The following is a 21,177-nucleotide window of genomic DNA, read 5'->3' as shown; positions in this document are numbered from 1 at the left end:
AGGCAGCGCTGGCGGGAATGTCCGGGGCGACAGGAAAGACGCGATTCTCCCTCTGAAATCCGGTAAAATGCCGGGTCGAACAAGCTGTTGCAAAGGCGCTCGGCTGGGACTGCTCCCGCTACAGAGCGCCTTTTTTTATCGTTACCTGTCTGTTAATGAACAATATTCGTAATTTCTCGATCATCGCCCACATCGACCACGGCAAATCCACCTTGGCCGATCGCATCATCCAGCTGTGTGGAGGCCTCTCCAACCGTGAAATGGAAGCGCAGGTGCTGGACTCGATGGATATCGAGCGCGAGCGCGGCATCACCATCAAGGCGCAGACCGCCGCATTGTCGTACAAGGCCAAGGATGGGCAGGTCTACAACCTCAACCTGATCGATACCCCGGGACACGTCGACTTCAGCTACGAAGTCAGCCGTTCGCTGTCCGCCTGCGAGGGCGCGTTGCTGGTGGTGGATGCCTCGCAGGGCGTGGAAGCGCAGACGGTTGCCAACTGCTACACCGCGCTGGATCTCGGCGTGGAAGTGGTGCCGGTGTTGAACAAGATCGACCTGCCGTCGGCCGATCCGGACAACGCCAAGAGCGAGATCGAGGAAGTCATCGGCATCGACGCTTCCGACGCCACGCCGTGCTCGGCCAAGACCGGCCTGGGCGTGGAAGACGTGCTCGAAGCCATCGTCGCCAAGGTGCCGGCGCCCAAGGGCGACGCCGATGCGCCGTTGCAGGCCTTGATCATCGATTCCTGGTTCGACAATTACGTCGGTGTGGTGATGCTGGTGCGCATCGTCAACGGCACCTTGCGTCCCAAGGACAAGATCCTGTTCATGGCCACCGGCGCCCAGCACCTGACCGAAAGCATCGGCGTGTTCACGCCCAAGTCGCAATCGCGCGATGCGCTCACAGCAGGGCAGGTGGGCTTCGTCATCGCCGGCATCAAGGAACTCAAGTCGGCCAAGGTGGGCGATACCGTGACCCTGGCAGGCAAGCCGGCCGCGGCGCCGTTGCCTGGCTTCAAGGAAGTGCAGCCGCAGGTGTTCGCCGGCCTGTTCCCGGTCGAGGCCAACCAATACGACGCGCTGCGCGACTCGCTGGAAAAGTTGAAGCTCAACGACGCCGCCCTGATGTACGAGCCGGAAGTTTCGCAGGCGCTCGGCTTCGGTTTCCGCTGCGGCTTCCTGGGCTTGCTGCACATGGAAATCGTGCAGGAGCGCCTGGAGCGCGAATTCGACATGGACCTGATCACCACCGCGCCGACCGTGGTGTACGAGGTGCAGCAGCGCGACGGCACTTTGCTGATGGTGGACAACCCGTCGAAGATGCCGGAAGTCTCCAAGATCGAGGAAGTGCGCGAGCCGATCGTCACGGTCAACCTGTACATGCCGCAGGAGTATGTCGGCTCGGTCATCACGCTATGCACGCAAAAGCGCGGCGTCCAGACCAACATGAGCTACCACGGCAAGCAGGTGCAGCTGACCTATGAAATGCCGATGGCCGAGATCGTGCTCGACTTCTTCGACCGCCTCAAGTCGACTTCGCGCGGCTACGCCTCGATGGACTACGAGTTCAAGGAATACCGCGCGGCCGATGTGGTCAAGGTCGACATGCTGATCAACAGCGAGAAGGTCGATGCGCTGGCCATCATCGTGCACCGCGCCGCCGCCCAGCACCGCGGCCGCCAAGTGGCGGCCAAGATGCGCGAGCTGATTCCGCGCCAGATGTTCGATGTGGCGATCCAGGCCGCCATCGGCGCCACCATCATCTCGCGCGAGAACGTCAAGGCGATGCGCAAGAACGTGCTGGCCAAGTGCTACGGCGGCGACATCTCGCGCAAGCGCAAGCTGCTGGAAAAGCAGAAGGCCGGCAAGAAGCGGATGAAGCAAGTCGGCTCGGTGGAAATTCCGCAGGAAGCGTTCCTGGCAATCTTACAAGTGGATGAGAAATAACATGCAGGCATTGTTGGGTAACTTCGCACTGATTCTGTTCGTCTTGATGTTGGTGACCGGCGTGGTCTGGTTTGCCGACGTGTTCTTCCTTTCCAAGCAGCGCCGCGCCCGCGCCGATGCCGCATTGGCCGAGTTCGACGCCCGCGTGGCGCGCGACAACGCCGAAGGCATCAAGCGCGAAGGCAATGTGGCCAGCGGCCGCGCCGACCTCCAGGCCAAGCTGCTCAAGCAGCCGGCATGGATCGAATATTCCGGCAGCTTCTTCCCGGTGATCGCACTGGTGTTTTGCCTGCGCTCGTTCCTGTACGAGCCGTTCAAGATTCCATCCAGCTCGATGGTGCCGACGCTGCTGGTGGGCGACCTGATCCTGGTGAACAAATACACCTACGGCATCCGCCTGCCGATCATCAACAAAAAGATCATCGAGATCAACGATCCCCAGCGCGGCGACGTCATGGTCTTTAAATATCCGAAGGACACAACGGTCGATTACATCAAACGTGTTGTAGGCGTGCCTGGTGACAAAATAGTCTATAAAAACAAGCGCTTAACGGTGAATGGTGAAGAAATTTCTTATAAACCGCTGCCGGATTATCTGGATGAAGAAAATCTGACGTACTATAAGCAGTGGCAGGAAAACCTGACCGGCGTGGAGCACAAGATCCTGACGGATGAGCGTGCCCCGAATTTCGTACCCAACCCGGATGCCTTCCCGCATCACGAGCTGTGCACCTATAACGCCGAAGGCTTTGCCTGCACGGTGCCGCAGGGCGAATACTTCATGATGGGCGACAACCGGGACAACAGCCTGGACAGCCGTTACTGGGGATTTGTCCCCGACCGGAACATTGTCGGAAAAGCATTCTTCGTCTGGATGAATCTGGGCGACTTAAAGCGGATCGGCAGCTTCAAGTAAGGCGCGCCGCATCCTGGTAAGAACCTGCTCGCTCTCCCAAGTGGAGAGCGGGCAGGTTCTAAGCAGTTTCCATTGGGCATTTTTGCATTGTGGAGGCAGACCGGAGCAGTTTTCAGCTTTGCTTTGAACCGATCCCGCTGACTAATCAGGCTGGGCCGATGTGCGCAGCGCCTTGCGCGCCACACGGACGGCGAGCCTGAATGACGGATGAGAAAATGGATCCTCAACTCTTGCAACATCGGCTAGGCCACAACTTCAAGGACGCTTCTTTGCTGCAGCAGGCCTTGACGCACCGTAGCCATAGCGCTTTGCATAATGAGCGGCTGGAATTCCTTGGCGATTCGGTGCTGAACTGCGTGGTGGCCTCACTGTTGTTCGATCGTTATGAAAAGATCGACGAAGGCGATCTGTCGCGCTTGCGCGCCAACCTGGTCAAGCAGCAATCCCTCTATGAAATCGCCCAGCGGCTTGAGCTGTCGCAGTTCCTGCGCCTGGGCGAGGGCGAGCTCAAATCGGGCGGTTTCCGCCGCCCGTCGATTTTGGCCGACACGCTGGAAGCGCTGTTCGGCGCGATCTTCCTTGATTCCGGTTTCGACGCGGCATGCGCGGTGATCCGCGCACTGTACCTGCCGGTACTGGAACACGTCGACCCGCGAACCCTGGGCAAGGATGCCAAGACCCTGCTGCAGGAGTTCTTGCAAGGCAAGAAGATCCCGCTGCCGCAATACAACGTCATCGCCACCCACGGTGCGGCCCATAACCAGGAGTTCGAGATCGAATGCCTGGTGCCCAAGCTGGAGATCCAGGTCTTCGGCACCGGCGGCAGCCGCCGTGCTGGCGAACAGGCCGCCGCCAAGCTGGCGCTGGAAGCGGTCCAGCAGGCATTGGTCAAGACTCCGTCGGCCAGCCGCAAGCCGCGCGCGCGCACGACCCAGCTCAAGCTGGCCGGCATCGCCACCATCCAGCCGGATGCCCCGGAGCGGGCTGAACCGCCGGCCAAGGGCCAGCGCCCGGATGCCGCCGAGCGCGGCGCCAGCGCCAAGCCGCTCAAGGGCGACCTGCTCGACAAGGCCGAGCGCCCGGAGAAACCGGAAAGGGTCGAGAAAGCCGAAAAGGCAGACAAGGCGGACAAAGGCGAGAAACAGGACAAGGCCGCGAAAGAGCCGAAAGATGCCAAGGAGGCCCGTCATCTGGCCGCCAGAGGCGACGGCAAGACCGGCGGCGACCGCAACGAAGCGGTGGCAGAACCCATATCGGCAGCCCCGGCTGCCACGCAATCCAAGACAGCATGACAGACACTCCAATGCCCGGCACTGAGCCGGCACCGGCGCCGGGCGATTACCGCTGCGGCTATATCGCCATCGTGGGCCGTCCCAACGTCGGGAAATCGACCCTGATGAACGTCCTGGTCGGCGCCAAGGTCAGCATTACCTCGCGCAAGGCCCAGACCACACGCCATCGCATCACCGGCATCCAGACCATCGGCGATACCCAATACGTCTACGTCGATACGCCGGGCTTCCAGACCCGCCACAGCAATGCGCTGAACAAGACGCTCAACCGCACCGTCACCAACACGCTGACGGCGGCCGATGTGATCCTGTTCGTGATCGAGGCCGGCACGTTCGGCCCGGCCGACAAGCAGGTGCTGGATCTGCTGCCGGCCAATGTGCCGTGCATCCTGGTACTGAACAAGTCGGACCGCAGCAAGGACAAGGCCACGCTGATGCCGTTCGCGCAGGAAGTCGCCTCCCATCGCGATTTCGCCGCCGTGGTGCCGGTCTCGGCCAAGCAGCGTTTCCAGCTGGATCGCCTGCAGGAAGAGATCCGCAAGCTGCTGCCGCACAATCCGCCGATGTTCGACGAAGACGACATCACCGACCGCAGCGAGAAATTCCTGGCCTCCGAGATCGTGCGCGAGAAGGTATTCCGCTTCGTCGGGGAAGAGCTGCCCTACACCAGCACCGTGCTGGTCGAGAAGTTCGAGCAGGAAGGCAACCTGCGCCGCGTGTTCGCCGCCATCCTGGTCGAGCGCGACACCCACAAGGCCATGGTGATCGGCCAGAAGGGCGCGCGCCTGAAGGAAATCTCGACCCAGGCCCGGCTCGACATGGAGCGCCTGTTCGGCGGCCCGGTCTATCTGGAAATCTGGGTCAAGGTCAAATCCGGCTGGGCCGACAACGAAGCCGGTTTGCGCGCCTACGGCTACGAGTGACCTGGCCGGCAGGCGCAGCAGCGCATTCAATGGCATACCGCCGCCCAGCTTGACGCGGCACAACGCATTCAGGACGGATATTTGATGACTACCGTGCTTTCCGAATCCCAGCTTGCCGCCCAGGTTGACGGCGTCGCCGAACAGGCGCTCCATGTTGCGCCGGCCAGGGCCGAAGCCAAAAAGCCCGCGCGCGCACCGGCGCGCAGCCGCGCCGTGCCGGAGAAGGAGCACCGGATCCAGGCGCAGCCGGGCTTCATCCTGCACAGCTACCCCTATAAGGAAACCAGCCTGATCGTCGACGTGTTTTCACGCGACCATGGCCGGGTGGCGCTGGTGGCCAAGGGCGCCAAGCGCCCGCATTCCAAGCTGCGCGGCGCGCTGCAGACGTTCCAGCCGCTCTCGCTGTCGTGGAGCGGCAAGTCCGAAGTGCGCACGCTGACCGACGCGGAATGGGTAGGCGGCCTGCTGCCGCTGGAGAAGTCGGCGCTGCTGTGCGGCTTCTACCTCAACGAATTGCTGGTCAAGCTGCTGGCGCGCGAAGATGCGCACCCGGCGCTGTTCGACCATTACGTGGCCACCCTGAACAAGCTGGCACATGGCGAGAATGCCCCCATCGTGCTGCGCCAGTTCGAACGCTTCCTCCTCAAGCAAACCGGCGTGGCCGGCAACTGGAGCCTGTGCACCGTCAGCTGCAAGACGGTACGGCCGGATGGCGTCTATGTGGTCGATCCGGAGCAGGGCACCCGCCCCGAGCGCCTGTCCGACCGGGCGCCCAAGGTGTCCGGCAAGACCCTGCTGGACATGGAGCGCGAAGACTACAGCGACCCGACTACCCAACTGCAAAGCAAATTCCTGATGCGCTACCTGCTGGCCCACCATCTCGGCGGCGCCCAGCTCAATACGCGCCAGATCCTGATTGACCTGATGCAGCTTTGATTCGGCTGGCACAGGCAAGCCGTTCGCATCCCGGATTGGCGCATGGTTTGATGCGGCCCCACCGGGCATGCGCCGATATGGATAAAATCACCGGTTTCCCGGCGCCGTGCAGGCGCCACTTTGACAGAACCAAGCACACACGATTCCAGACGCCATGAGTTTCCTGCAGCCGGCCGGCCCATCCATTGAACTGGGCATCAATATCGACCACGTCGCCACCTTGCGCAATGCCCGCGGCACGGCCTATCCCGATCCGCTCAAGGCCGCGCTGGAAGCGGAAGAAGCCGGCGCCGACGCCATCACGCTGCACCTGCGCGAAGACCGCCGCCACATCCGCGACGCCGACGTCAAGGCGATCCGTCCGCTGCTGACGACTCGCATGAACCTGGAAGCGGCGGTGACGCGCGAGATGATCGATTTCGCCTGCGTCATCAAGCCGCAGGACGTCTGCCTGGTGCCGGAAAAACGCACCGAGGTGACTACCGAAGGCGGCCTCGACGTGATCGGCCATTTTGCCGAGGTGCAGGCGGCGATCCGCCAGTTGCAACAGGAGGGCGTGCGCGTTTCCCTGTTCATCGATCCCGATCCGCAGCAGATCAGGGCCGCGGCCGAAGCAGGCGCGCCGGTCATCGAACTGCATACCGGCCGCTATGCCGACGCCGCCAGCCAGAAGGAACAGCAGGACGAGCTGGAGCGTATCCAGAGCAGCGTGCTGGAAGGCATCAAGCTGGGCCTGAAGGTCAATGCCGGGCACGGCTTGCATTACACCAACGTGCAGGCGATCGCCGCCATCCCGCAAATCGCCGAGCTCAATATCGGCCATGCGGTGGTGGCGCATGCGGTGTTCGCCGGCTGGCGCAATGCCGTCTCCGAGATGAAGGCGATCATGGTCAAGGCGCGCCTGGCCGCCATCGGCAAGGCCTGAAGGCGGCGCACGCATGATTTACGGCATCGGTACCGACATCCTGCAGATCTCGCGCGTGCAGGCCGCATTGGGCCGCCACGGCGACCGCTTCGCCGAGAAGATCCTGGGGCCGGAAGAAATGCAGAAATACCTGCGCCGCAAGGCCAAGGTCGAAGCGCGCGGCATCCGTTTCCTCGCCACGCGCTTTGCCGCCAAGGAAGCCTTTTCCAAGGCGATTGGCATGGGCATGCGCATGCCCATGACCTGGCGCGCCATGCAGGTGCTGAACGCGCCCAGCGGCAAACCGGTAGCGGTATGCAGCGGCGCCCTGAAGGCGTGGATGGAGCAGCAGGGCCTGTCCGCCCAGGTATCGATTACCGACGAGGCGGAATACGCCGTCGCATTTGTCATTGTGGAGAAGTCATGAGTAAAGCAGGCAAGGCCCTGGGGCCGGTCATGCTGGATGTGGTCGGCACGCGCCTGGAGGCGGACGATATCAAGCGCCTCCAGCACCCGCTGACCGGCGGCGTGATCCTGTTCACCCGCAATTATGAGAATCGCGCCCAATTGGTCGAATTGACCGCGGCCATCCGCCGCGCGCGTCCCGGCATACTGATCGCGGTCGACCATGAGGGCGGCCGCGTGCAGCGCTTCCGCACCGACGGTTTCACCGTGCTGCCGGCCATGGGCAAGCTGGGCCAGGCCTGGGACCGGGACGTGCTGCATGCCGCCAAGCTGGCCACGGCCACCGGCTTCGTGCTGGCCTCCGAACTGCGCGCCTGCGGCATCGACCTGTCGTTCACGCCGGTACTGGACCTCGATTATGGCGAGTCCACGGTCATCGGCGCGCGCGCTTTCCACCGCGACCCGCGTGTGGTCACGCTGCTGGCCAAGAGCCTGAACCACGGCCTGGCGCTAGCGGGCATGGCCAATTGCGGCAAGCATTTCCCCGGCCATGGCTTTGTCGCGGCCGATTCGCATGTGGCTATTCCCGTGGACCAGCGCGAGCTCGACGCTATCCTCGGCGAAGATGCGATGCCCTACGACTGGTTGGGCATGAGCCTGGCGGCAGTGATGCCGGCGCACGTGATCTACCCCAAGGTGGACAAGCATCCCGCCGGTTTTTCGAAGAAGTGGCTGGGCCTGCTGCGCCAGCGTTTCGCCTTCCAGGGCGCCATCTTCAGCGACGACCTCAGCATGCACGGCGCCAGCGTCGCCGGCAGCGCGCTCGATGCGGCGCAGGCCGCCATCGACGCCGGCTGCGATGTCGCGCTGATCTGCAATTCGCCGGACAAGGCCTGGCAGATCCTCAACGGCCTCAAGGGCGGCGCCGATGCCGCCTCGGCGGCGCGCCGCGCGGCGCTGGCGCCGACCTCCGCCGCATTGGACTGGGATGCATTGCAGGCCGATGCGCGCTACCGGGCCGCGCGCGAGCTGGTGCTGTCGCTGTAGTCGCGCCATACGTTTCGCCGTCCAGCCGCCATGCCAGAATCCACCGTTACCCCGCCCGATCCGCGCGAACTCGTGCTGGAGACGGTCGCCCGGCTGCCGCACCTGCCGGGCGTCTACCGCTATTTCGATGCGCAGGACAACGTGCTGTACGTCGGCAAGGCGCGCGACCTGAAGAAGCGCGTTTCCAGCTACTTCCAGAAGACCCTGACCAGTCCGCGCATCGCCATGATGGTCGAGCGCATCGCGCGCCTCGAGACCACCGTCACGCGCAGCGAAGCCGAGGCGCTGCTGCTGGAAAACAACCTGATCAAGACCTTGCGTCCGCGCTTCAACATCCTGTTTCGCGACGACAAGTCCTACCCCTACCTGAAACTCACCGGCCATGCTTACCCCCGCATGGCCTACTACCGCGGCGCGGTCGACAAGCGCAACCAGTACTTCGGACCTTTTCCCAACGCCGGCGCGGTGAAGGAGTCGATCCAGATCCTGCAGAAGGTATTCTTGCTGCGCACCTGTGAAGACACCGTGTTCGCCAACCGCACACGGCCCTGCCTGCTGCACCAGATCCACCGTTGCAGCGGGCCGTGCGTGAAGCTGATCAGCGCCGAGGACTACGCCATCGATGTCGAGAACGCCGCCAAATTCCTGCGCGGACGCCAGGGCGAGGTAATGGAAGCGCTGGAGCAAAAGATGCACGCCTTCGCGGCAGACCTCAAGTTCGAACAGGCGGCCGCGGTGCGCGACCAGATCTCGTCGCTGTCGTCCGTGTTGCACCAGCAGAGCATGGAGACGGTGAGCGACGCCGACATCGACATCATCGCCGTGGTGGTGCAGGGCGGGCGCGCCTGCGTCAACCTGGCGATGGTGCGCGGCGGGCGCCATCTGGGCGACCGCGCCTATTTCCCGACGCAGGTGGACGATGCGCTGGCCACCGGCGAAGAGAGCATCGAAGTGGAAGTGCTCAAGGCCTTCCTGGCGCAGCATTACATCGACAAGTTCATTCCCGCCTCGCTGATCGTCAGCGCCGAGTTCGACGATCCGGCACTGATGGTGGCGCTGATGGAGCAATGCGGCCATCGCATCGCGCTGACCTTCCAGCCCCAGGGCCAGCGTCGCCAATGGCTGGAGATGGCGATCAAGGGCGCGGAGCTGTCGCTGGCGCGGCTGCTGTCGGAGCAGGGCTCGCAGCAAGCGCGCACGCGCGCGCTGGCCGAAGTGCTGGGACTGGAAGGCGAAGACCTGGAAAACCTGCGCGCCGAATGCTTCGACATCAGCCACACCCAGGGCGAAGCGACCCAGGCATCGTGCGTGGTGTTCCACCACCATGCGATGCAGAACGGCGAATACCGCCGCTACAACATCAACGACATCACGCCCGGCGACGACTACGCGGCCATGCGCCAGGTATTGATGCGCCGCTACGAGAAGGTCGCCAACGGCGAAGGCGTGATGCCGGATATCGTCCTTATCGATGGCGGCCGCGGCCAGGTGGAAATGGCGCGCCAGGTGCTGACCGAACTCGGCCTGAACATCAGCCTGATCGTCGGGGTGGCCAAGGGGGAAGGGCGCCGCGTCGGCCTGGAAACGCTGGTGTTCGCCGATGGCCGTCCCTCCCGGGAACTGGGCAAGGAATCGGCTGCGCTGATGCTCATTGCGCAAATCCGCGATGAAGCCCACCGCTTCGCCATCACCGGCATGCGCGCCAAACGCGCCAAGGCGCGCCAGACTTCGCGCCTGGAAGAAATCGAAGGCATCGGCGCCAAGCGGCGGCAGCGTTTGCTGGCGCGCTTCGGCGGCTTGCGCGGCGTGGCCGATGCCAGCGTGGATGAGTTGGCGTCGGTGGAGGGCATCTCGCGCCAGCTGGCCGAAGAGATCTACCGCCAGCTGCATTGAGCTTGCCAAGCGAGGCTTTGCATTGCCCCATGCGCCGCGGACGGGGCGACTCTGCTACTATTCGGTAAAATTTTTTGTGTACGCCGACCCAACACCAACAAGACGTATGCCTTTCAATATTCCCATTTTGCTGACCTGGCTGCGGGTTGCGCTGATTCCGCTGGTCGTCGGCGTGTTCTACCTGCCGGAAATCGGCCTGAACCGCTTTGAGCAAGGCATCGCCTCCACCATCGTGTTCATCGTTGCCGCGCTGACCGACTGGTTCGATGGTTTTCTCGCGCGCCGCTGGAACCAGACTTCGGCGTTCGGCGCCTTCCTCGATCCGGTGGCCGACAAGCTGATGGTGACCGGCGCCTTGCTGGTGCTGGTGCATCTGGGCCGGGTCCATCCCATCATCGCTTTCATCATCATCGGCCGCGAGATCGCGATTTCGGCGCTGCGCGAATGGATGGCCCAGATCGGCGCCTCCAAGTCGGTGGCGGTGAGTTCGCTGGGCAAGATCAAGACCACCGCGCAGATGCTCGCCATCCCCATGCTGCTCTACTACGATACGCTGCTGGGGGTGGTCGACACGCGGCTGTGGGGCGCCATCCTGCTGTTCATCGCGGCGGTGCTGACGGTGTGGTCGATGCTCTACTATTTGCGCAAGGCGATGCCGCTCATCAAGAAGGTGCATGAAAATAGTAATTGATAGTTGACAATTTCAGAGCGCGTCCTATAATAGCGTTCTGTTGTCGATGCGGGAGTAGCTCAGTTGGTAGAGCGATACCTTGCCAAGGTATAGGTCGAGAGTTCGAGACTCTTCTCCCGCTCCAGGTTACTTGGAAAAAAGGAAGCCTAAAAAAGCTTCCTTTTTTTATTGTACGAGGCGCGCACGCATCAGCGATGTGGTCGCAATGAAGGTTGGATCAGTCGATAAGATGTTTGCAAAGAAGTCGTTTGCAAACAACGCGCGTTTTAGGTAGTATGCGTGTCCCCAAGGCGGGGTAGCAAAGTGGTTATGCAGCGGCCTGCAAAGCCGTCTACGCCGGTTCGATCCCGACCCCCGCCTCCAAAACTCCATGCGGGAGTAGCTCAGTTGGTAGAGCGATACCTTGCCAAGGTATAGGTCGAGAGTTCGAGACTCTTCTCCCGCTCCAGATTTCAAGGAGGAAGCCCGCTTCCTCTGGTTGTGCAAACGCAGTACGGTTCCATGCGGGAGTAGCTCAGTTGGTAGAGCGATACCTTGCCAAGGTATAGGTCGAGAGTTCGAGACTCTTCTCCCGCTCCAAATTGTAAAAGAGGAAGCCTGATGGCTTCCTCTTTTCACATCTGCTTCCGGAGTTTCCGGTTTCATCCCCCAGGTTGTCACGCATCCATGCCGCCCCGTCCAGCGGCAGAAAATTGTTTATAGGAAATGTCACGTCGCATAGCATCATTTTTTGAGTGCGGACAACGAAAAGCAACATATCCCCTCCTGCGCGGATGCCCCGGATTGCCAGCGCAGGGTTTCCCATCTACATTGGCAAGTTCAGGCTTGTTGCCTGTCTATCCATATCATTCGGGGGAAACATGGACAGTTTTCAAAAAGAGATTGATGAAAGAACCAATCTCACTGCATCCAACAAGTTCGAGCTTCTGCTGTTCCGTTTGGGGTCGGATGCCTATGGGGAGCGTTCCGAACTGTTCGGCATCAATGTGTTCAAGATCCGCGAAATCGTTCCGATGCCGCCTGTCACCACGGCGGCGGGGACGCAATCGCCGATGCTGGGGATGGTCAACATACGCGGCCAGATCATATCGGTGATCGACCTGCCGGCCGTGGTCGGCTGTGTGCCCAAGACCGGCCTCAACATCCTGCTGGTGACCGAATACGCGCGCAGCACGCAAGCCTTCGCGGTGGAGTCGGTGGATGAGATCGTGCGCCTGGAATGGAGCCAGGTGCTGTCGGCCGAATCCAAGACCGGCGGCAACTTCGTCACCAGCATCGCACGCCTGGACGCCGATAAAGACGCCGGCAGGCTGGCCCAGGTGCTCGATGTCGAACAGATCCTGCACGAGATCATGCCGACCGACCGCAACATGAAAATGGAAAACCTGGGCAAGGGCAGCAAGCATGGCATAAAGGCCGGCACCGTTGCCATCGCCGCGGACGATTCCAAGGTCGCGCGTTCTTTGATCGAGCAGGGGCTGCGCGCCATGGAGATCCCTTTCGAGATGCACATTACCGGCGCCGAGGCCTGGGCCAAGATACAGAAGATGGCGCAGGAAGCGCGCAGCGAAGGGCGGCCGATCACGGACAAGATTTCCTTCGTGCTGACCGATCTGGAAATGCCGGAGATGGACGGCTTTACCTTGACCCGCAACATCAAGCGCGACGAATTCCTGAAAAGTCTTCCTGTGATCATCCATTCTTCGCTGTCGGGTTCGACCAATGAAGACCACGTCAAGAGCGTGGGCGCGGATGCGTATGTCGGCAAGTTCGAGGCCAATGAACTGGCCGCCACGATTTTCGGTGTGCTGGAGCGCGCGTCGGGCTGAGCGGCGAACCTCGCCGGAGGCCGCGGCGGCCATCCAAGGGAGCCCGGGATGGGCTCTTTTGCCAGATGGGAGCGATGTCTTGCCGGCCGCCGCCAGGCGGGCAGGTTGTCCGGCCGGCCGCTGAAAGGGGCCGGCAACGATTGGCCGGGCGCCGGCAATCCTCGCCGGCCGTTGCTCCACCGAATCGAGCCGATCTCTTATACTGTCGCTCTTTCGACTACGCCATGTCGCGCAGCAAGCCGCGACAGGCCCCGCATCCCATGCAGATTCCCGCCATTCCATCGATCCACGATCCCGAGTTGGCGGCGCGGCTCGACCATCGTATCGACGACAAGACCAAGCCGCAAGGCAGCCTGGGCGTGCTGGAGCGGTTGGCGCGCCAGATCGGGCTGATCCAGCGCAGTGAGCGTCCGGCGCTCGCTAGGCCGGCCATCGTGGTTTGCGCCGGCGACCATGGCGTGACTGCGGAAGGAATTTCCGCCTATCCCCAAAGCGTGACCTGGCAGATGGTCGAGAATTTCCTGGCCGGCGGCGCGGCTATCAACGTGTTCGCTCGGCAGAATGACTGCGCATTGCATATCGTCGATGCCGGGGTGAACCATGACTTTGGCGAGCGCCTCGGCCTGGTTGACTGCAAGGTGGCGCCTGGCACCAGAAATTTCTGCGAACAAGCGGCGATGAGCGATCAGGATTGTGCACGCGCGCTGCAGGCCGGCATGCGCTTCGTCGACGGCCTGGACTGCGACGCGCTCGGGTTCGGCGAGATGGGCATCGGCAATACCACCTCGGCGGCGGCGTTGATGGCTGCCTTCACGGGGATTGCGGCCGCCGATTGCGTGGGCGCCGGTACCGGCTTGGATGCCAAGGGCATCGCGCACAAGCGCGACGTCGTCGAGCGCGCCCTGCGCCGGCATGCCGATGCCAGGGCGCCATTGGAGGTGCTGGCGGCATTGGGCGGCTTTGAAATCGCCTTCATTGCCGGCGCCATGCTGCGTGGCGCGCAAAGGCGCATGGTATTGCTGGTCGATGGCTTCATCGTCACCTCGGCCCTGCTGGCCGCGGCGGCTTTGCAGCCCGCGGTGCTGGACTATTGCGTGTTTTCGCATTGCTCCGGCGAAGCCGGCCATCGCCGTATGCTGGACTACCTCAAGGCCCGACCGCTGATGCAACTCGACCTGCGCCTGGGCGAGGGTACCGGCAGCGCGCTGGCATTGCCGCTGTTGCGCGCTGCGGTGAATTTCCTGGAAAGCATGGCGACCTTTTCCGCGGCCGGCGTCAATGGCAAAAATGGCTGAGCATCCGCTGTCCGGGCAACCATATCCTGCGCCCGCCAGCCGTGGCCTGGCGCATCAGCTGCGGCTGTTTTTCATCGCGCTGCAGTTTTTCACGCGCTTGCCGATCCCGCGCTGGGTCGGTTTCCATCCGGACTGGCTGCAGCGCTGCACGCGTTATTTCCCGCTGGTCGGCTGGATCGTCGCCTGGGTGACGGCACTGGTATATGTGCTGGCGGCCCAGTTCTGGCCGCAGGCGGTGGCGGTGCTTTTATCTGTCGCGGCGGGCATCTGGCTGACCGGCGCTTTCCATGAGGACGGCTTTGCCGATGTCTGCGACGGCCTGGGCGGCGGCATCAGCCGGGAGCGTGCGCTGGACATCATGCGCGATTCGCGCGTGGGCGCCTATGGCGCGATCGGCATCGCCATGCTGCTGGCATTGAAGCTGGTGGCGCTGAACGCCATGCTGCCGTTGCAGCTGTTGGCCGCGCTGGGCATCGCCCATCCGCTGTCGCGCTGGTTGGCGACTTGCCTGATCTGGCGGATGGATTACGTGCGCGAAGAGGGCAAGGCCAAGCCGCTGGCGCAGCACATGAAGGGCGGCGAATTCCTGCTCGCGACCGTGTTCGCCGCGTTGCCGGTGATCGGCGTGGCGTATTGGGGACTGATGTCCTGGCAGCGCATCGCCGCCGGCCTCATCTTGGCCGTGGTCGCTACGGCGTGGCTGGCGCGCAAGTTCAGCCGGCGCCTGGGCGGATATACCGGCGACTGCCTGGGCGCCGTCCAGCAATTGAGCGAGACCGCTTTCTACCTGGGTGCGCTGGCCGTGGCTCCCGGCTTTATCGGGAACTGAGCCATGCAACTCCATCTGGTCCGCCATCCGGCGCCCATCCTCGACAAAAGTTATTGCTACGGCAGCAGCGACGTCGCCGTGGCGCCCGACACGCTGGCATCGTGCTGTGAACGCGTCAGCCTGTTGCTGCCTCGCGCAGCGCCGATTATCTCCAGCCCCTTGCAGCGCTGCGCCGACCTGGCGCTGGCCCTGGCGCAGGCGCTGGATATCGAGAGCATCACCCTCGATCGCGGCTTGCAGGAAATGCATTTCGGCACGTGGGAGCTGCGCGCCTGGGACGATATCGCCTGGGCCGAAGTCGAGGCCTGGAACCGCGATCTGCTGCACCATGCGCCCGGCGGCGGCGAGACGCTGCTGGCGGTGGCCCGGCGCGTATGGGATGTTTTCGATGCGCTGCGTCGCGCTGGCGATGCACAAGCCATCGCGGTATGCCACGGCGGTTCGATCCGCATGCTGCGCGCCTGCGCGGCATGGCATGCCGAACACGGCGCCGATGCCGCGCCCGATGCCGGCGCGATGGAGGCGATCGCCCTGCGGGCCGCGGCTGACAAGCGCGATATCGGATTCGGCGAACTGATTACGCTCGAGATCGACGCCTTGGCGCCGGGCTGATTCCGGCCGCCGCCGATCTCAGATATTTCCTTCTCAGATCTTTCCTTCCAGCCGCAGCGACTCCACCGCGAACTTGATCAGTTCGGCCTGGCCGTCGATGTTCAGCTTGCGCTTGATGTTGAGCCGGTGGGTTTCGACGGTGCGCACGCTCAGGTCGAGTTCGCGCGCGATCTGCTTGTTGGATTCGCCGTTGGCGATGTGCTTGAGCACCTCGCGCTCGCGCAGCGTCAACAGGTCGCGTTCCGGCAGCGGTTGGGTCAGCTGGCGCAGCAGTGCGGCGCTGTAATAGATCCCGCCCGATTTCACGGTTTCGATGGCTTGCACGATATCCTGGCTGGGGGCGTCCTTGAGCACGTAGCCGCGGGCGCCGGCCTGGATCGACTGCATCACGTATTCGCCCTTGTCATGCATACTCAGGATCAGCACCGCAATCTCCGGATGGCGGGCGTGGAACTGCGCCGTCAGTTCGATGCCGTTGGTGCCGCGCATGTTGATGTCCATCAGCGCGAGGTCGATATTGCACTGGGCCGCGGCCGCCAGCGCTTCTTCCGCATTGCCGGCTTCGGCCACTACCGCCAGGCCGGGCACCGCTTCCAGCCGGGCGCGCAAGCCGTCGCGCACCAGCGGGTGGTCATCGATCAGCATCACGCGGGTGGGGGCGCAAGGAGCGGGCGCTTGGATGTCAGGCATGGGAGCGTTCAAAAGGAGAGTGGCGGGGAACCAGGGCGGTGACCTGCGTGCCGGCCGGGGATGAGTCCAGGGCGAGTTCGCCGCCCACGGCTTCCATGCGTTCCTGCATGTTGCGCAGGCCGATGCCGCGCCGTGGGTGGTCGTCGACCTGGTCGACATTGAAGCCGGCGCCGTTGTCGCGCACCTGCAGCATCACGAAGGTTTTCCCGCCGTGCAGGCGCACCGTGATCTCGGTGGCGCCGGCATGGCGCGCGATATTGGTCAACGCTTCCTGCGTCACGCGAAACAGCACGGTATTGACGACGTCCGGCAGCGGGCCGATGTCGCCCTCGGCGTCGAAATGGATCGTCGTGCCGGCATCGACGCCGGTGGTTCCGCGCCATTCCCCGCACAGGTGTTCCAGCGCGGCCGCCAGCCCCAGGTCGTCCAGGATGGCCGGGCGCAGGTCGTGCGAGATGCGCCGCACTTCGGCCAGCACGCCGTTGATTTGCCCGGCGGTTTTTTCAAACGCCCCGCGCGCGGCCAGCACCTGTTCCGGCGTGCCGTTGAGGCGGATCAGCGCGGCTTCGATCTGCAGCTTGATCGATACCAGCCACTGGCTGATGCCGTCATGCAGGTCGCGCGAGAGGCGCGCGCGCTCGTCTTCCTGGGAACGCACCACCCGTTGCGCCAGTTGCCGCAGCTTGGCATCGGCGACGCGGTGTTCGCTGATGTTGAGCAGCAGTCCCGACAAGGCCACCGCCAGCGCGCTCAAGACCGCGATGATGGCGATCATCAGCATAGTCTGGTGGACGTGGCCGGAAATCTGGTTGTCGATCTCCGACAGCGCCGCGTCGACATCGTCGAGATAGATGCCCGTGCCGATCACCCAGCCCCAGCGCGGCAAGCCCGCCACGTAACCGAGCTTGGGCGCGACGTTCTTGCTCGATGGTTTTTGCCACAGGTAGCGTTCGTAGCCGCCGCCCTGGTTGGCGCGCTCGATGAGGTGCTGGATGGTCGGGCTGCCCGAGGCGTCGTGCCAGTCCCACATCGCGGTGCCGACCAATTCAGGTTGGCGCGGGTGCATCACGTTGCGGCCGTTCTGGTCGTAGACGAAAAAATAGCCATCGTCGCTGAACTCCAGGTCGGCCAGGATGCGCTTGGCTTCGTTGCGGATCGCCTCATCGCTGCGGCCGGTGCTGTAAAGGTGGCTGACCGCGTGGATGGCCAGATCCACATAGTGCTTGAGTTCTGCATTCTTGCTGGCCAGATAGGCGGCTTCGATCGAAGCGCGCTGCTGGCGCCCCAGTTCCACTGCCTGGTGCCGCACCACCAGTGCGATGGCGGCAATGGCCAGGCACAGCGGGACAATGGCGAGGAAGATGATTTTCTGGCGCAGTTTCATGACGCGATTCTACCGAATGCTTTTTCACATTCGTCGAAAAGAAGGTGCATTTGCAACGCCGGAGCGGCCCCGGCGCCACGTTTTCCACAGGAACGGAAGGCGATTCGATGCCGTTCTCGGTAATTCTACGTAGAGGCTCTGCGTAGTCCTGCGCTTGTGGGGCCGGCCATCGATATCGAATACTACTGCCCGTTTCTCGAATATTTTTTACGCCGCAGAACGAGGACAAAACGGTGGCATCCACCGCGTTCCCGCCGGTGCGAGAAACGCCCGTTCGAGGACGGGACGCGCCAAGGCAAACACACAATAAAACATTCCTATCACCAAGATCCCCTTCGCGGGAGGAGAACAATGAACCGGACTATTTCCAGGCTGGGCTGGCTCGCGCTGGCCCTGGCAGGCGCATGTGCATGCGCCTACGTCGCGTTGCAGCGCGGCGAATCGATCAACGCGGTATGGCTGGTGGTGGCCTCGGTGTGCGTCTACCTGATCGCCTACCGCTTCTACAGCAAGTTCATCGCCGAGCGGGTACTCGGGCTGGACGGCCAGCGCATGACGCCGGCCTACAAGTTCAACGACGGCCTGGATTACGTGCCGACCAACAAATACGTGCTGTTCGGCCATCATTTCGCCGCCATTGCCGGCGCCGGGCCGCTGGTGGGGCCGGTGCTGGCCGCACAGATGGGTTACTTGCCGGGCATGCTGTGGATTTTGGCCGGCGTGGTGTTCGCCGGCGCGGTGCAGGATTTCATGGTGCTGTTCATCTCCAGCCGCCGCGACGGCCGCTCGCTGGGCGACCTGATCAAGTCCGAGCTGGGCCAGGTGCCGGGCGTGATCGCGCTGTTCGGCGCCTTCATGATCATGGTGATCATCCTGGCGGTGCTGGCGCTGATCGTCGTCAAGGCGCTGGCCGAGTCGCCCTGGGGCACCTTCACCGTGGCGGCGACCATTCCCATCGCGCTGTTCATGGGCGTGTACTCGCGCTACATCCGTCCGGGCCGCATCGGCGAGGTGTCGTGGATCGGCTTCGTGCTGCTGATGCTGGCCATCGTCGGCGGCCAGTATGTGCAGGAGCATCCGGCGCTGGGCCACATGTTCACCTTCGACGGCAAGCAACTGACCTGGATGCTGATCGGCTACGGCTTCGTCGCCTCGGTGCTGCCGGTGTGGCTGCTGCTGGCGCCGCGCGATTATCTCTCGACCTTCCTCAAGATCGGCACCATCGCGGCGCTGGCGCTGGGCATCGTGTTCATCGCCCCGCACCTGAAGATGCACGCGGTCACGCGCTTCATCGATGGCAGCGGCCCGGTGTGGTCGGGCTCGCTGTTCCCGTTCCTGTTCATCACCATCGCCTGCGGCGCCGTCTCCGGTTTCCATGCGCTGATCTCCTCGGGCACCACGCCCAAGTTGCTGGAAAATGAAAAGCACGCGCGCTTCATCGGTTACGGCGCGATGCTGATGGAATCCTTCGTCGCCATCATGGCGCTGATCGCCGCTTCCTGCATCGAGCCGGGCATCTACTTCGCCATGAACAGCCCGGCCGCGCTGATCGGCACCACGCCGGAGAATGTGGCCCAGGTGATTTCGCAATGGGGCTTCCACATCACGCCCGAGATGCTGACCCACACCGCGCAGGCGGTCGGCGAGCACACTATCATCTCGCGCGCCGGCGGCGCGCCGACGCTGGCGGTCGGCATGGCGCAGATCCTCTCCGGCGTGACCGGCGAGGCGATGATGGCGTTCTGGTACCACTTCGCCATCCTGTTCGAAGCGCTGTTCATCCTGACCGCGGTGGATGCGGGCACGCGCGCCGGCCGCTTCATGCTGCAGGACCTGCTGGGCGCCTTCATCCCGCCGATGAAGCGCACCGACTCGTGGGCCGCCAGCCTGATCGCCACCGGCCTGTGCGTGGCCGGCTGGGGTTACTTCCTGTACCAGGGCGTGGTCGATCCGCTGGGCGGCATCAATACCCTGTGGCCGCTGTTCGGCATCTCGAACCAGATGCTGGCAGGCATCGCGCTGGTCCTGGCCACCTGCGTGCTGTTCAAGATGAAGCGCGACCGCTTCGCCTGGGTGACGGTGGCGCCGACCGTGTGGCTGCTGGCATGCACCCTGACGGCCGGCTGGCAGAAGGTGTTCGACGACAATCCGCGCGTCGGTTTCCTGGCGCATGCCGCCAAGTACCAGGCCGCGCTGGACGAAGGCAAGCTGCTGGCGCCGGCCAAGTCGATCGAACAGATGCGCCAGGTGATCTTCAACGATTACATCGATGCCGGCCTGGCGGCGATGTTCATGCTGGTGATGGTGAGCGTGCTGGTGTTCGGCATCCGTACCGTGCTCAAGGCGCGTGCGGCCAGTCAGCCCAGCGTGCGGGAAGCGCCGTATGAATCCCTGCCGGCAGCTGCCGTGCAACCGTGACAGGAGCCCGGCCATGAAAATCTCGGGAGCGCTCGCGCAACTGCTGGCCTGGCGCCGCCAGGCCGGTCGCACGCTGAACCTGATGGTCGGCATGCCGGAGTACGACAATTACGTTGCCCACATGAAGCATGCCCATCCCGACCAACGCGCGATGAGTTATGAGGAGTTCTTCCGCGAAAGGCAGGAAGCGCGCTACGGCGGGAAAGGGCGGGTGGGGCGCTGCTGCTGACCAGGCGCGCATCTGGCCGCACAAGCAAGGAGGCTTCGGGCCTCCTTTTTTGTGGGCCGGCGCCGACGCTTGCGCCATGCCGCGCCGAGGAGAGGGGGCTGGCATGACAAAATGGCATCTTTTGCGGCGCCGCAGTTTTATCCGCCGGCGTGTCCAAATTACGGGCAAATTATTGGAAACCCTTGCCGTGAAAGGATGTCCGATACCCGATAACTGCTTGTCCACAGACTTGTTCACAGCTTCTGTGAGTAACTTTTCATCCGGGGGACAGGCCCGCTCAGGATCGGCGCGCATTTGCGTATAATGCCGGGCTGCCGCAGGCCTGTTGATAGCCTGGCATGATTCCTTTCCAACAACGAAACGATGCGACGATTGCTGTTACTGCTGCTGACCTTCCTGCTCCCGCTGCAATTGCTGGCGGCGACGGTTGGCGACCTGCCGCCGGCAATTGCCGGCGGGCAGGAGCAACGTTGCGCGTGGGAACCGGGGGCGGCGGCATTGCTCGGCTCCCACGGTTCCTCCGGTTCTATTGCGGACGGCATCGCCCCGGCGGCCGATGCGGCACAGGACATGCTCGCCGTTGCCATGGGCGCCGTGCTGGCGGCGGAATTGCCGCAACCGGCTGTCTCCGTCTCTGCCGCCGACCAGCCGGGCCTCGGCGACGAGGACGGCGATTTCCCCGCCCCCCAGGCGGAGAGCGAAGACCATACCATGCCGGCGCGCATTGCCACGCCGGACGCCTCCTGGCAACCGTTCCCCCATCTCTTCACGGCCCCGTCGGGCTGGCTGTCCTTCCTGCGCGACCAGTTGCGTCCGCCCCCATTAGCCTGATTTCATTTTTCGTGCGCTGACGGCGTGCGCGGCGGCTGTGCCGCCGGCGCGCCTGCGCATGGTTTCGTCTGCCGCCCATTCCGCACGGGAGCGGGCGCATCATC

19 protein-coding genes and 4 tRNA genes are annotated in these 21,177 nt (G+C 63.4%); 21 read left to right on the top strand and 2 right to left on the bottom strand.

Going from position 1 to position 21,177, the window contains the following annotated elements:
* Positions 1–155 precede the first annotated feature (155 nt).
* The 18 genes from lepA (at position 156) to FB597_RS16925 (ending at position 15,521) form a co-directional block, all read left to right on the top strand.
* Positions 156–1,949, top strand: coding sequence for a translation elongation factor 4 (lepA, locus tag FB597_RS17010; RefSeq protein WP_141915906.1), 1,794 nt, complete (start codon positions 156–158; stop codon positions 1,947–1,949).
* Between the two features lies 1 nt (position 1,950).
* Complete coding sequence (gene lepB, locus FB597_RS17005; protein ID WP_141915903.1) at positions 1,951–2,865, top strand: signal peptidase I; 915 nt, start codon at positions 1,951–1,953, stop codon at positions 2,863–2,865.
* Between the two features lie 215 nt (positions 2,866–3,080).
* A complete protein-coding gene (gene rnc, locus FB597_RS17000) occupies positions 3,081–4,157 on the top strand; it encodes a ribonuclease III (protein WP_144770178.1) in 1,077 nt (358 codons plus the stop codon).
* Positions 4,154–5,080 carry a GTPase Era gene (gene era, locus FB597_RS16995; protein ID WP_141916095.1) on the top strand — a complete coding sequence of 309 codons (927 nt, stop codon included), beginning with the start codon at positions 4,154–4,156 and terminating at the stop codon, positions 5,078–5,080. The genes rnc and era overlap by 4 nt, the downstream gene beginning before the upstream one ends.
* An 84-nt stretch (positions 5,081–5,164) precedes the next feature.
* Entirely contained in the window at positions 5,165–6,016 is an 852-nt protein-coding gene (gene recO / locus FB597_RS16990; protein ID WP_144770177.1) for a DNA repair protein RecO, read from the top strand.
* A gap of 154 nt (positions 6,017–6,170) precedes the next feature.
* A complete protein-coding gene (gene pdxJ, locus FB597_RS16985; protein WP_141915898.1) occupies positions 6,171–6,941 on the top strand; it encodes a pyridoxine 5'-phosphate synthase in 771 nt (256 codons plus the stop codon).
* 13 nt (positions 6,942–6,954) lie between these two features.
* Entirely contained in the window at positions 6,955–7,347 is a 393-nt protein-coding gene (gene acpS / locus FB597_RS16980) for a holo-ACP synthase (protein ID WP_141915895.1), read from the top strand.
* Positions 7,344–8,372 (top strand): beta-N-acetylhexosaminidase, encoded by a 1,029-nt coding sequence (gene nagZ, locus FB597_RS16975; RefSeq protein WP_144770176.1) that lies wholly within the window; start codon positions 7,344–7,346, stop codon positions 8,370–8,372. Before acpS ends, nagZ begins: the two co-directional genes overlap by 4 nt.
* A 30-nt stretch (positions 8,373–8,402) precedes the next feature.
* Positions 8,403–10,265, top strand: a complete 1,863-nt coding sequence (gene uvrC / locus FB597_RS16970) for an excinuclease ABC subunit UvrC (protein ID WP_141915890.1) — start codon at positions 8,403–8,405, stop codon at positions 10,263–10,265.
* 106 nt (positions 10,266–10,371) lie between these two features.
* Positions 10,372–10,956, top strand: coding sequence for a CDP-diacylglycerol--glycerol-3-phosphate 3-phosphatidyltransferase (gene pgsA / locus FB597_RS16965; protein ID WP_141915888.1), 585 nt, complete (start codon positions 10,372–10,374; stop codon positions 10,954–10,956).
* A 48-nt stretch (positions 10,957–11,004) separates the two neighbouring features.
* Positions 11,005–11,080 (top strand) — tRNA-Gly (locus FB597_RS16960).
* Positions 11,081–11,245: 165 nt separating this feature from the next.
* A tRNA-Cys gene (locus FB597_RS16955) sits at positions 11,246–11,319 on the top strand.
* Positions 11,320–11,328: 9 nt separating this feature from the next.
* Positions 11,329–11,404: transfer RNA gene (locus FB597_RS16950), tRNA-Gly, on the top strand.
* A 55-nt stretch (positions 11,405–11,459) separates the two neighbouring features.
* Positions 11,460–11,535, top strand: a tRNA-Gly gene (locus tag FB597_RS16945).
* Between the two features lie 281 nt (positions 11,536–11,816).
* Positions 11,817–12,785 (top strand): chemotaxis protein, encoded by a 969-nt coding sequence (locus tag FB597_RS16940; RefSeq protein WP_141915884.1) that lies wholly within the window; start codon positions 11,817–11,819, stop codon positions 12,783–12,785.
* 260 nt (positions 12,786–13,045) lie between these two features.
* Positions 13,046–14,080, top strand: a complete 1,035-nt coding sequence (cobT, locus tag FB597_RS16935) for a nicotinate-nucleotide--dimethylbenzimidazole phosphoribosyltransferase (RefSeq protein WP_144770175.1) — start codon at positions 13,046–13,048, stop codon at positions 14,078–14,080.
* Complete coding sequence (locus tag FB597_RS16930) at positions 14,073–14,909, top strand: adenosylcobinamide-GDP ribazoletransferase (RefSeq protein ID WP_144770237.1); 837 nt, start codon at positions 14,073–14,075, stop codon at positions 14,907–14,909. The genes cobT and FB597_RS16930 overlap by 8 nt, the downstream gene beginning before the upstream one ends.
* Positions 14,910–14,912: 3 nt before the next feature.
* Positions 14,913–15,521 (top strand): histidine phosphatase family protein, encoded by a 609-nt coding sequence (locus FB597_RS16925; protein WP_141915879.1) that lies wholly within the window; start codon positions 14,913–14,915, stop codon positions 15,519–15,521.
* 33 nt (positions 15,522–15,554) lie between these two features.
* Here FB597_RS16925 and FB597_RS16920 read toward each other — a convergent pair whose 3' ends face one another.
* Both FB597_RS16920 and FB597_RS16915 read right to left on the bottom strand, forming a co-directional pair.
* Positions 15,555–16,211 (bottom strand): response regulator transcription factor, encoded by a 657-nt coding sequence (locus tag FB597_RS16920; RefSeq protein ID WP_144770174.1) that lies wholly within the window; start codon positions 16,209–16,211, stop codon positions 15,555–15,557.
* On the bottom strand, positions 16,204–17,595 hold the full coding sequence (locus tag FB597_RS16915; protein ID WP_144770173.1) for a cache domain-containing protein: 1,392 nt from the start codon (positions 17,593–17,595) through the stop codon (positions 16,204–16,206). Before FB597_RS16915 ends, FB597_RS16920 begins: the two co-directional genes overlap by 8 nt.
* A 351-nt stretch (positions 17,596–17,946) precedes the next feature.
* Between FB597_RS16915 and FB597_RS16910 the strand changes: the two genes are divergently transcribed.
* From FB597_RS16910 to FB597_RS16900, 3 genes are all read left to right on the top strand, one after another.
* Entirely contained in the window at positions 17,947–20,013 is a 2,067-nt protein-coding gene (locus FB597_RS16910) for a carbon starvation CstA family protein (protein ID WP_141915873.1), read from the top strand.
* Positions 20,014–20,026: 13 nt separating this feature from the next.
* Positions 20,027–20,242, top strand: a complete 216-nt coding sequence (locus FB597_RS16905; RefSeq protein WP_144770172.1) for a YbdD/YjiX family protein — start codon at positions 20,027–20,029, stop codon at positions 20,240–20,242.
* A 363-nt stretch (positions 20,243–20,605) separates the two neighbouring features.
* Positions 20,606–21,073 (top strand): hypothetical protein, encoded by a 468-nt coding sequence (locus tag FB597_RS16900; protein ID WP_144770171.1) that lies wholly within the window; start codon positions 20,606–20,608, stop codon positions 21,071–21,073.
* Positions 21,074–21,177: the final 104 nt, after the last annotated feature.

The sequence above is a fragment of the Herbaspirillum sp. SJZ099 genome (assembly GCF_007828355.1).
Taxonomy (GTDB): Bacteria; Pseudomonadota; Gammaproteobacteria; order Burkholderiales; family Burkholderiaceae_D; genus Herbaspirillum.
Note: the sequence above shows the minus strand (reverse complement) of the source record. Positions and strands in the feature narration are given on the sequence as shown.

What these genes read in the sequence shown, in the direction of transcription:
- FB597_RS16900 (WP_144770171.1), top strand. Translation starts at nt 20,606, where the DNA reads ATGCGACGATTGCTGTTACTGCTGCTGACCTTCCTGCTCCCGCTGCAA.
- pdxJ (WP_141915898.1), top strand. Translation starts at nt 6,171, where the DNA reads ATGAGTTTCCTGCAGCCGGCCGGCCCATCCATTGAACTGGGCATCAAT.
- era (WP_141916095.1), top strand. Translation starts at nt 4,154, where the DNA reads ATGACAGACACTCCAATGCCCGGCACTGAGCCGGCACCGGCGCCGGGC.
- FB597_RS16940 (WP_141915884.1), top strand. Translation starts at nt 11,817, where the DNA reads ATGGACAGTTTTCAAAAAGAGATTGATGAAAGAACCAATCTCACTGCA.
- FB597_RS16925 (WP_141915879.1), top strand. Translation starts at nt 14,913, where the DNA reads ATGCAACTCCATCTGGTCCGCCATCCGGCGCCCATCCTCGACAAAAGT.
- acpS (WP_141915895.1), top strand. Translation starts at nt 6,955, where the DNA reads ATGATTTACGGCATCGGTACCGACATCCTGCAGATCTCGCGCGTGCAG.
- pgsA (WP_141915888.1), top strand. Translation starts at nt 10,372, where the DNA reads ATGCCTTTCAATATTCCCATTTTGCTGACCTGGCTGCGGGTTGCGCTG.
- uvrC (WP_141915890.1), top strand. Translation starts at nt 8,403, where the DNA reads ATGCCAGAATCCACCGTTACCCCGCCCGATCCGCGCGAACTCGTGCTG.
- FB597_RS16905 (WP_144770172.1), top strand. Translation starts at nt 20,027, where the DNA reads ATGAAAATCTCGGGAGCGCTCGCGCAACTGCTGGCCTGGCGCCGCCAG.
- lepB (WP_141915903.1), top strand. Translation starts at nt 1,951, where the DNA reads ATGCAGGCATTGTTGGGTAACTTCGCACTGATTCTGTTCGTCTTGATG.
- nagZ (WP_144770176.1), top strand. Translation starts at nt 7,344, where the DNA reads ATGAGTAAAGCAGGCAAGGCCCTGGGGCCGGTCATGCTGGATGTGGTC.
- lepA (WP_141915906.1), top strand. Translation starts at nt 156, where the DNA reads ATGAACAATATTCGTAATTTCTCGATCATCGCCCACATCGACCACGGC.
- FB597_RS16920 (WP_144770174.1), bottom strand. Translation starts at nt 16,211, where the DNA reads ATGCCTGACATCCAAGCGCCCGCTCCTTGCGCCCCCACCCGCGTGATG.
- FB597_RS16910 (WP_141915873.1), top strand. Translation starts at nt 17,947, where the DNA reads ATGAACCGGACTATTTCCAGGCTGGGCTGGCTCGCGCTGGCCCTGGCA.
- cobT (WP_144770175.1), top strand. Translation starts at nt 13,046, where the DNA reads ATGCAGATTCCCGCCATTCCATCGATCCACGATCCCGAGTTGGCGGCG.
- FB597_RS16930 (WP_144770237.1), top strand. Translation starts at nt 14,073, where the DNA reads ATGGCTGAGCATCCGCTGTCCGGGCAACCATATCCTGCGCCCGCCAGC.
- rnc (WP_144770178.1), top strand. Translation starts at nt 3,081, where the DNA reads ATGGATCCTCAACTCTTGCAACATCGGCTAGGCCACAACTTCAAGGAC.
- recO (WP_144770177.1), top strand. Translation starts at nt 5,165, where the DNA reads ATGACTACCGTGCTTTCCGAATCCCAGCTTGCCGCCCAGGTTGACGGC.
- FB597_RS16915 (WP_144770173.1), bottom strand. Translation starts at nt 17,595, where the DNA reads ATGAAACTGCGCCAGAAAATCATCTTCCTCGCCATTGTCCCGCTGTGC.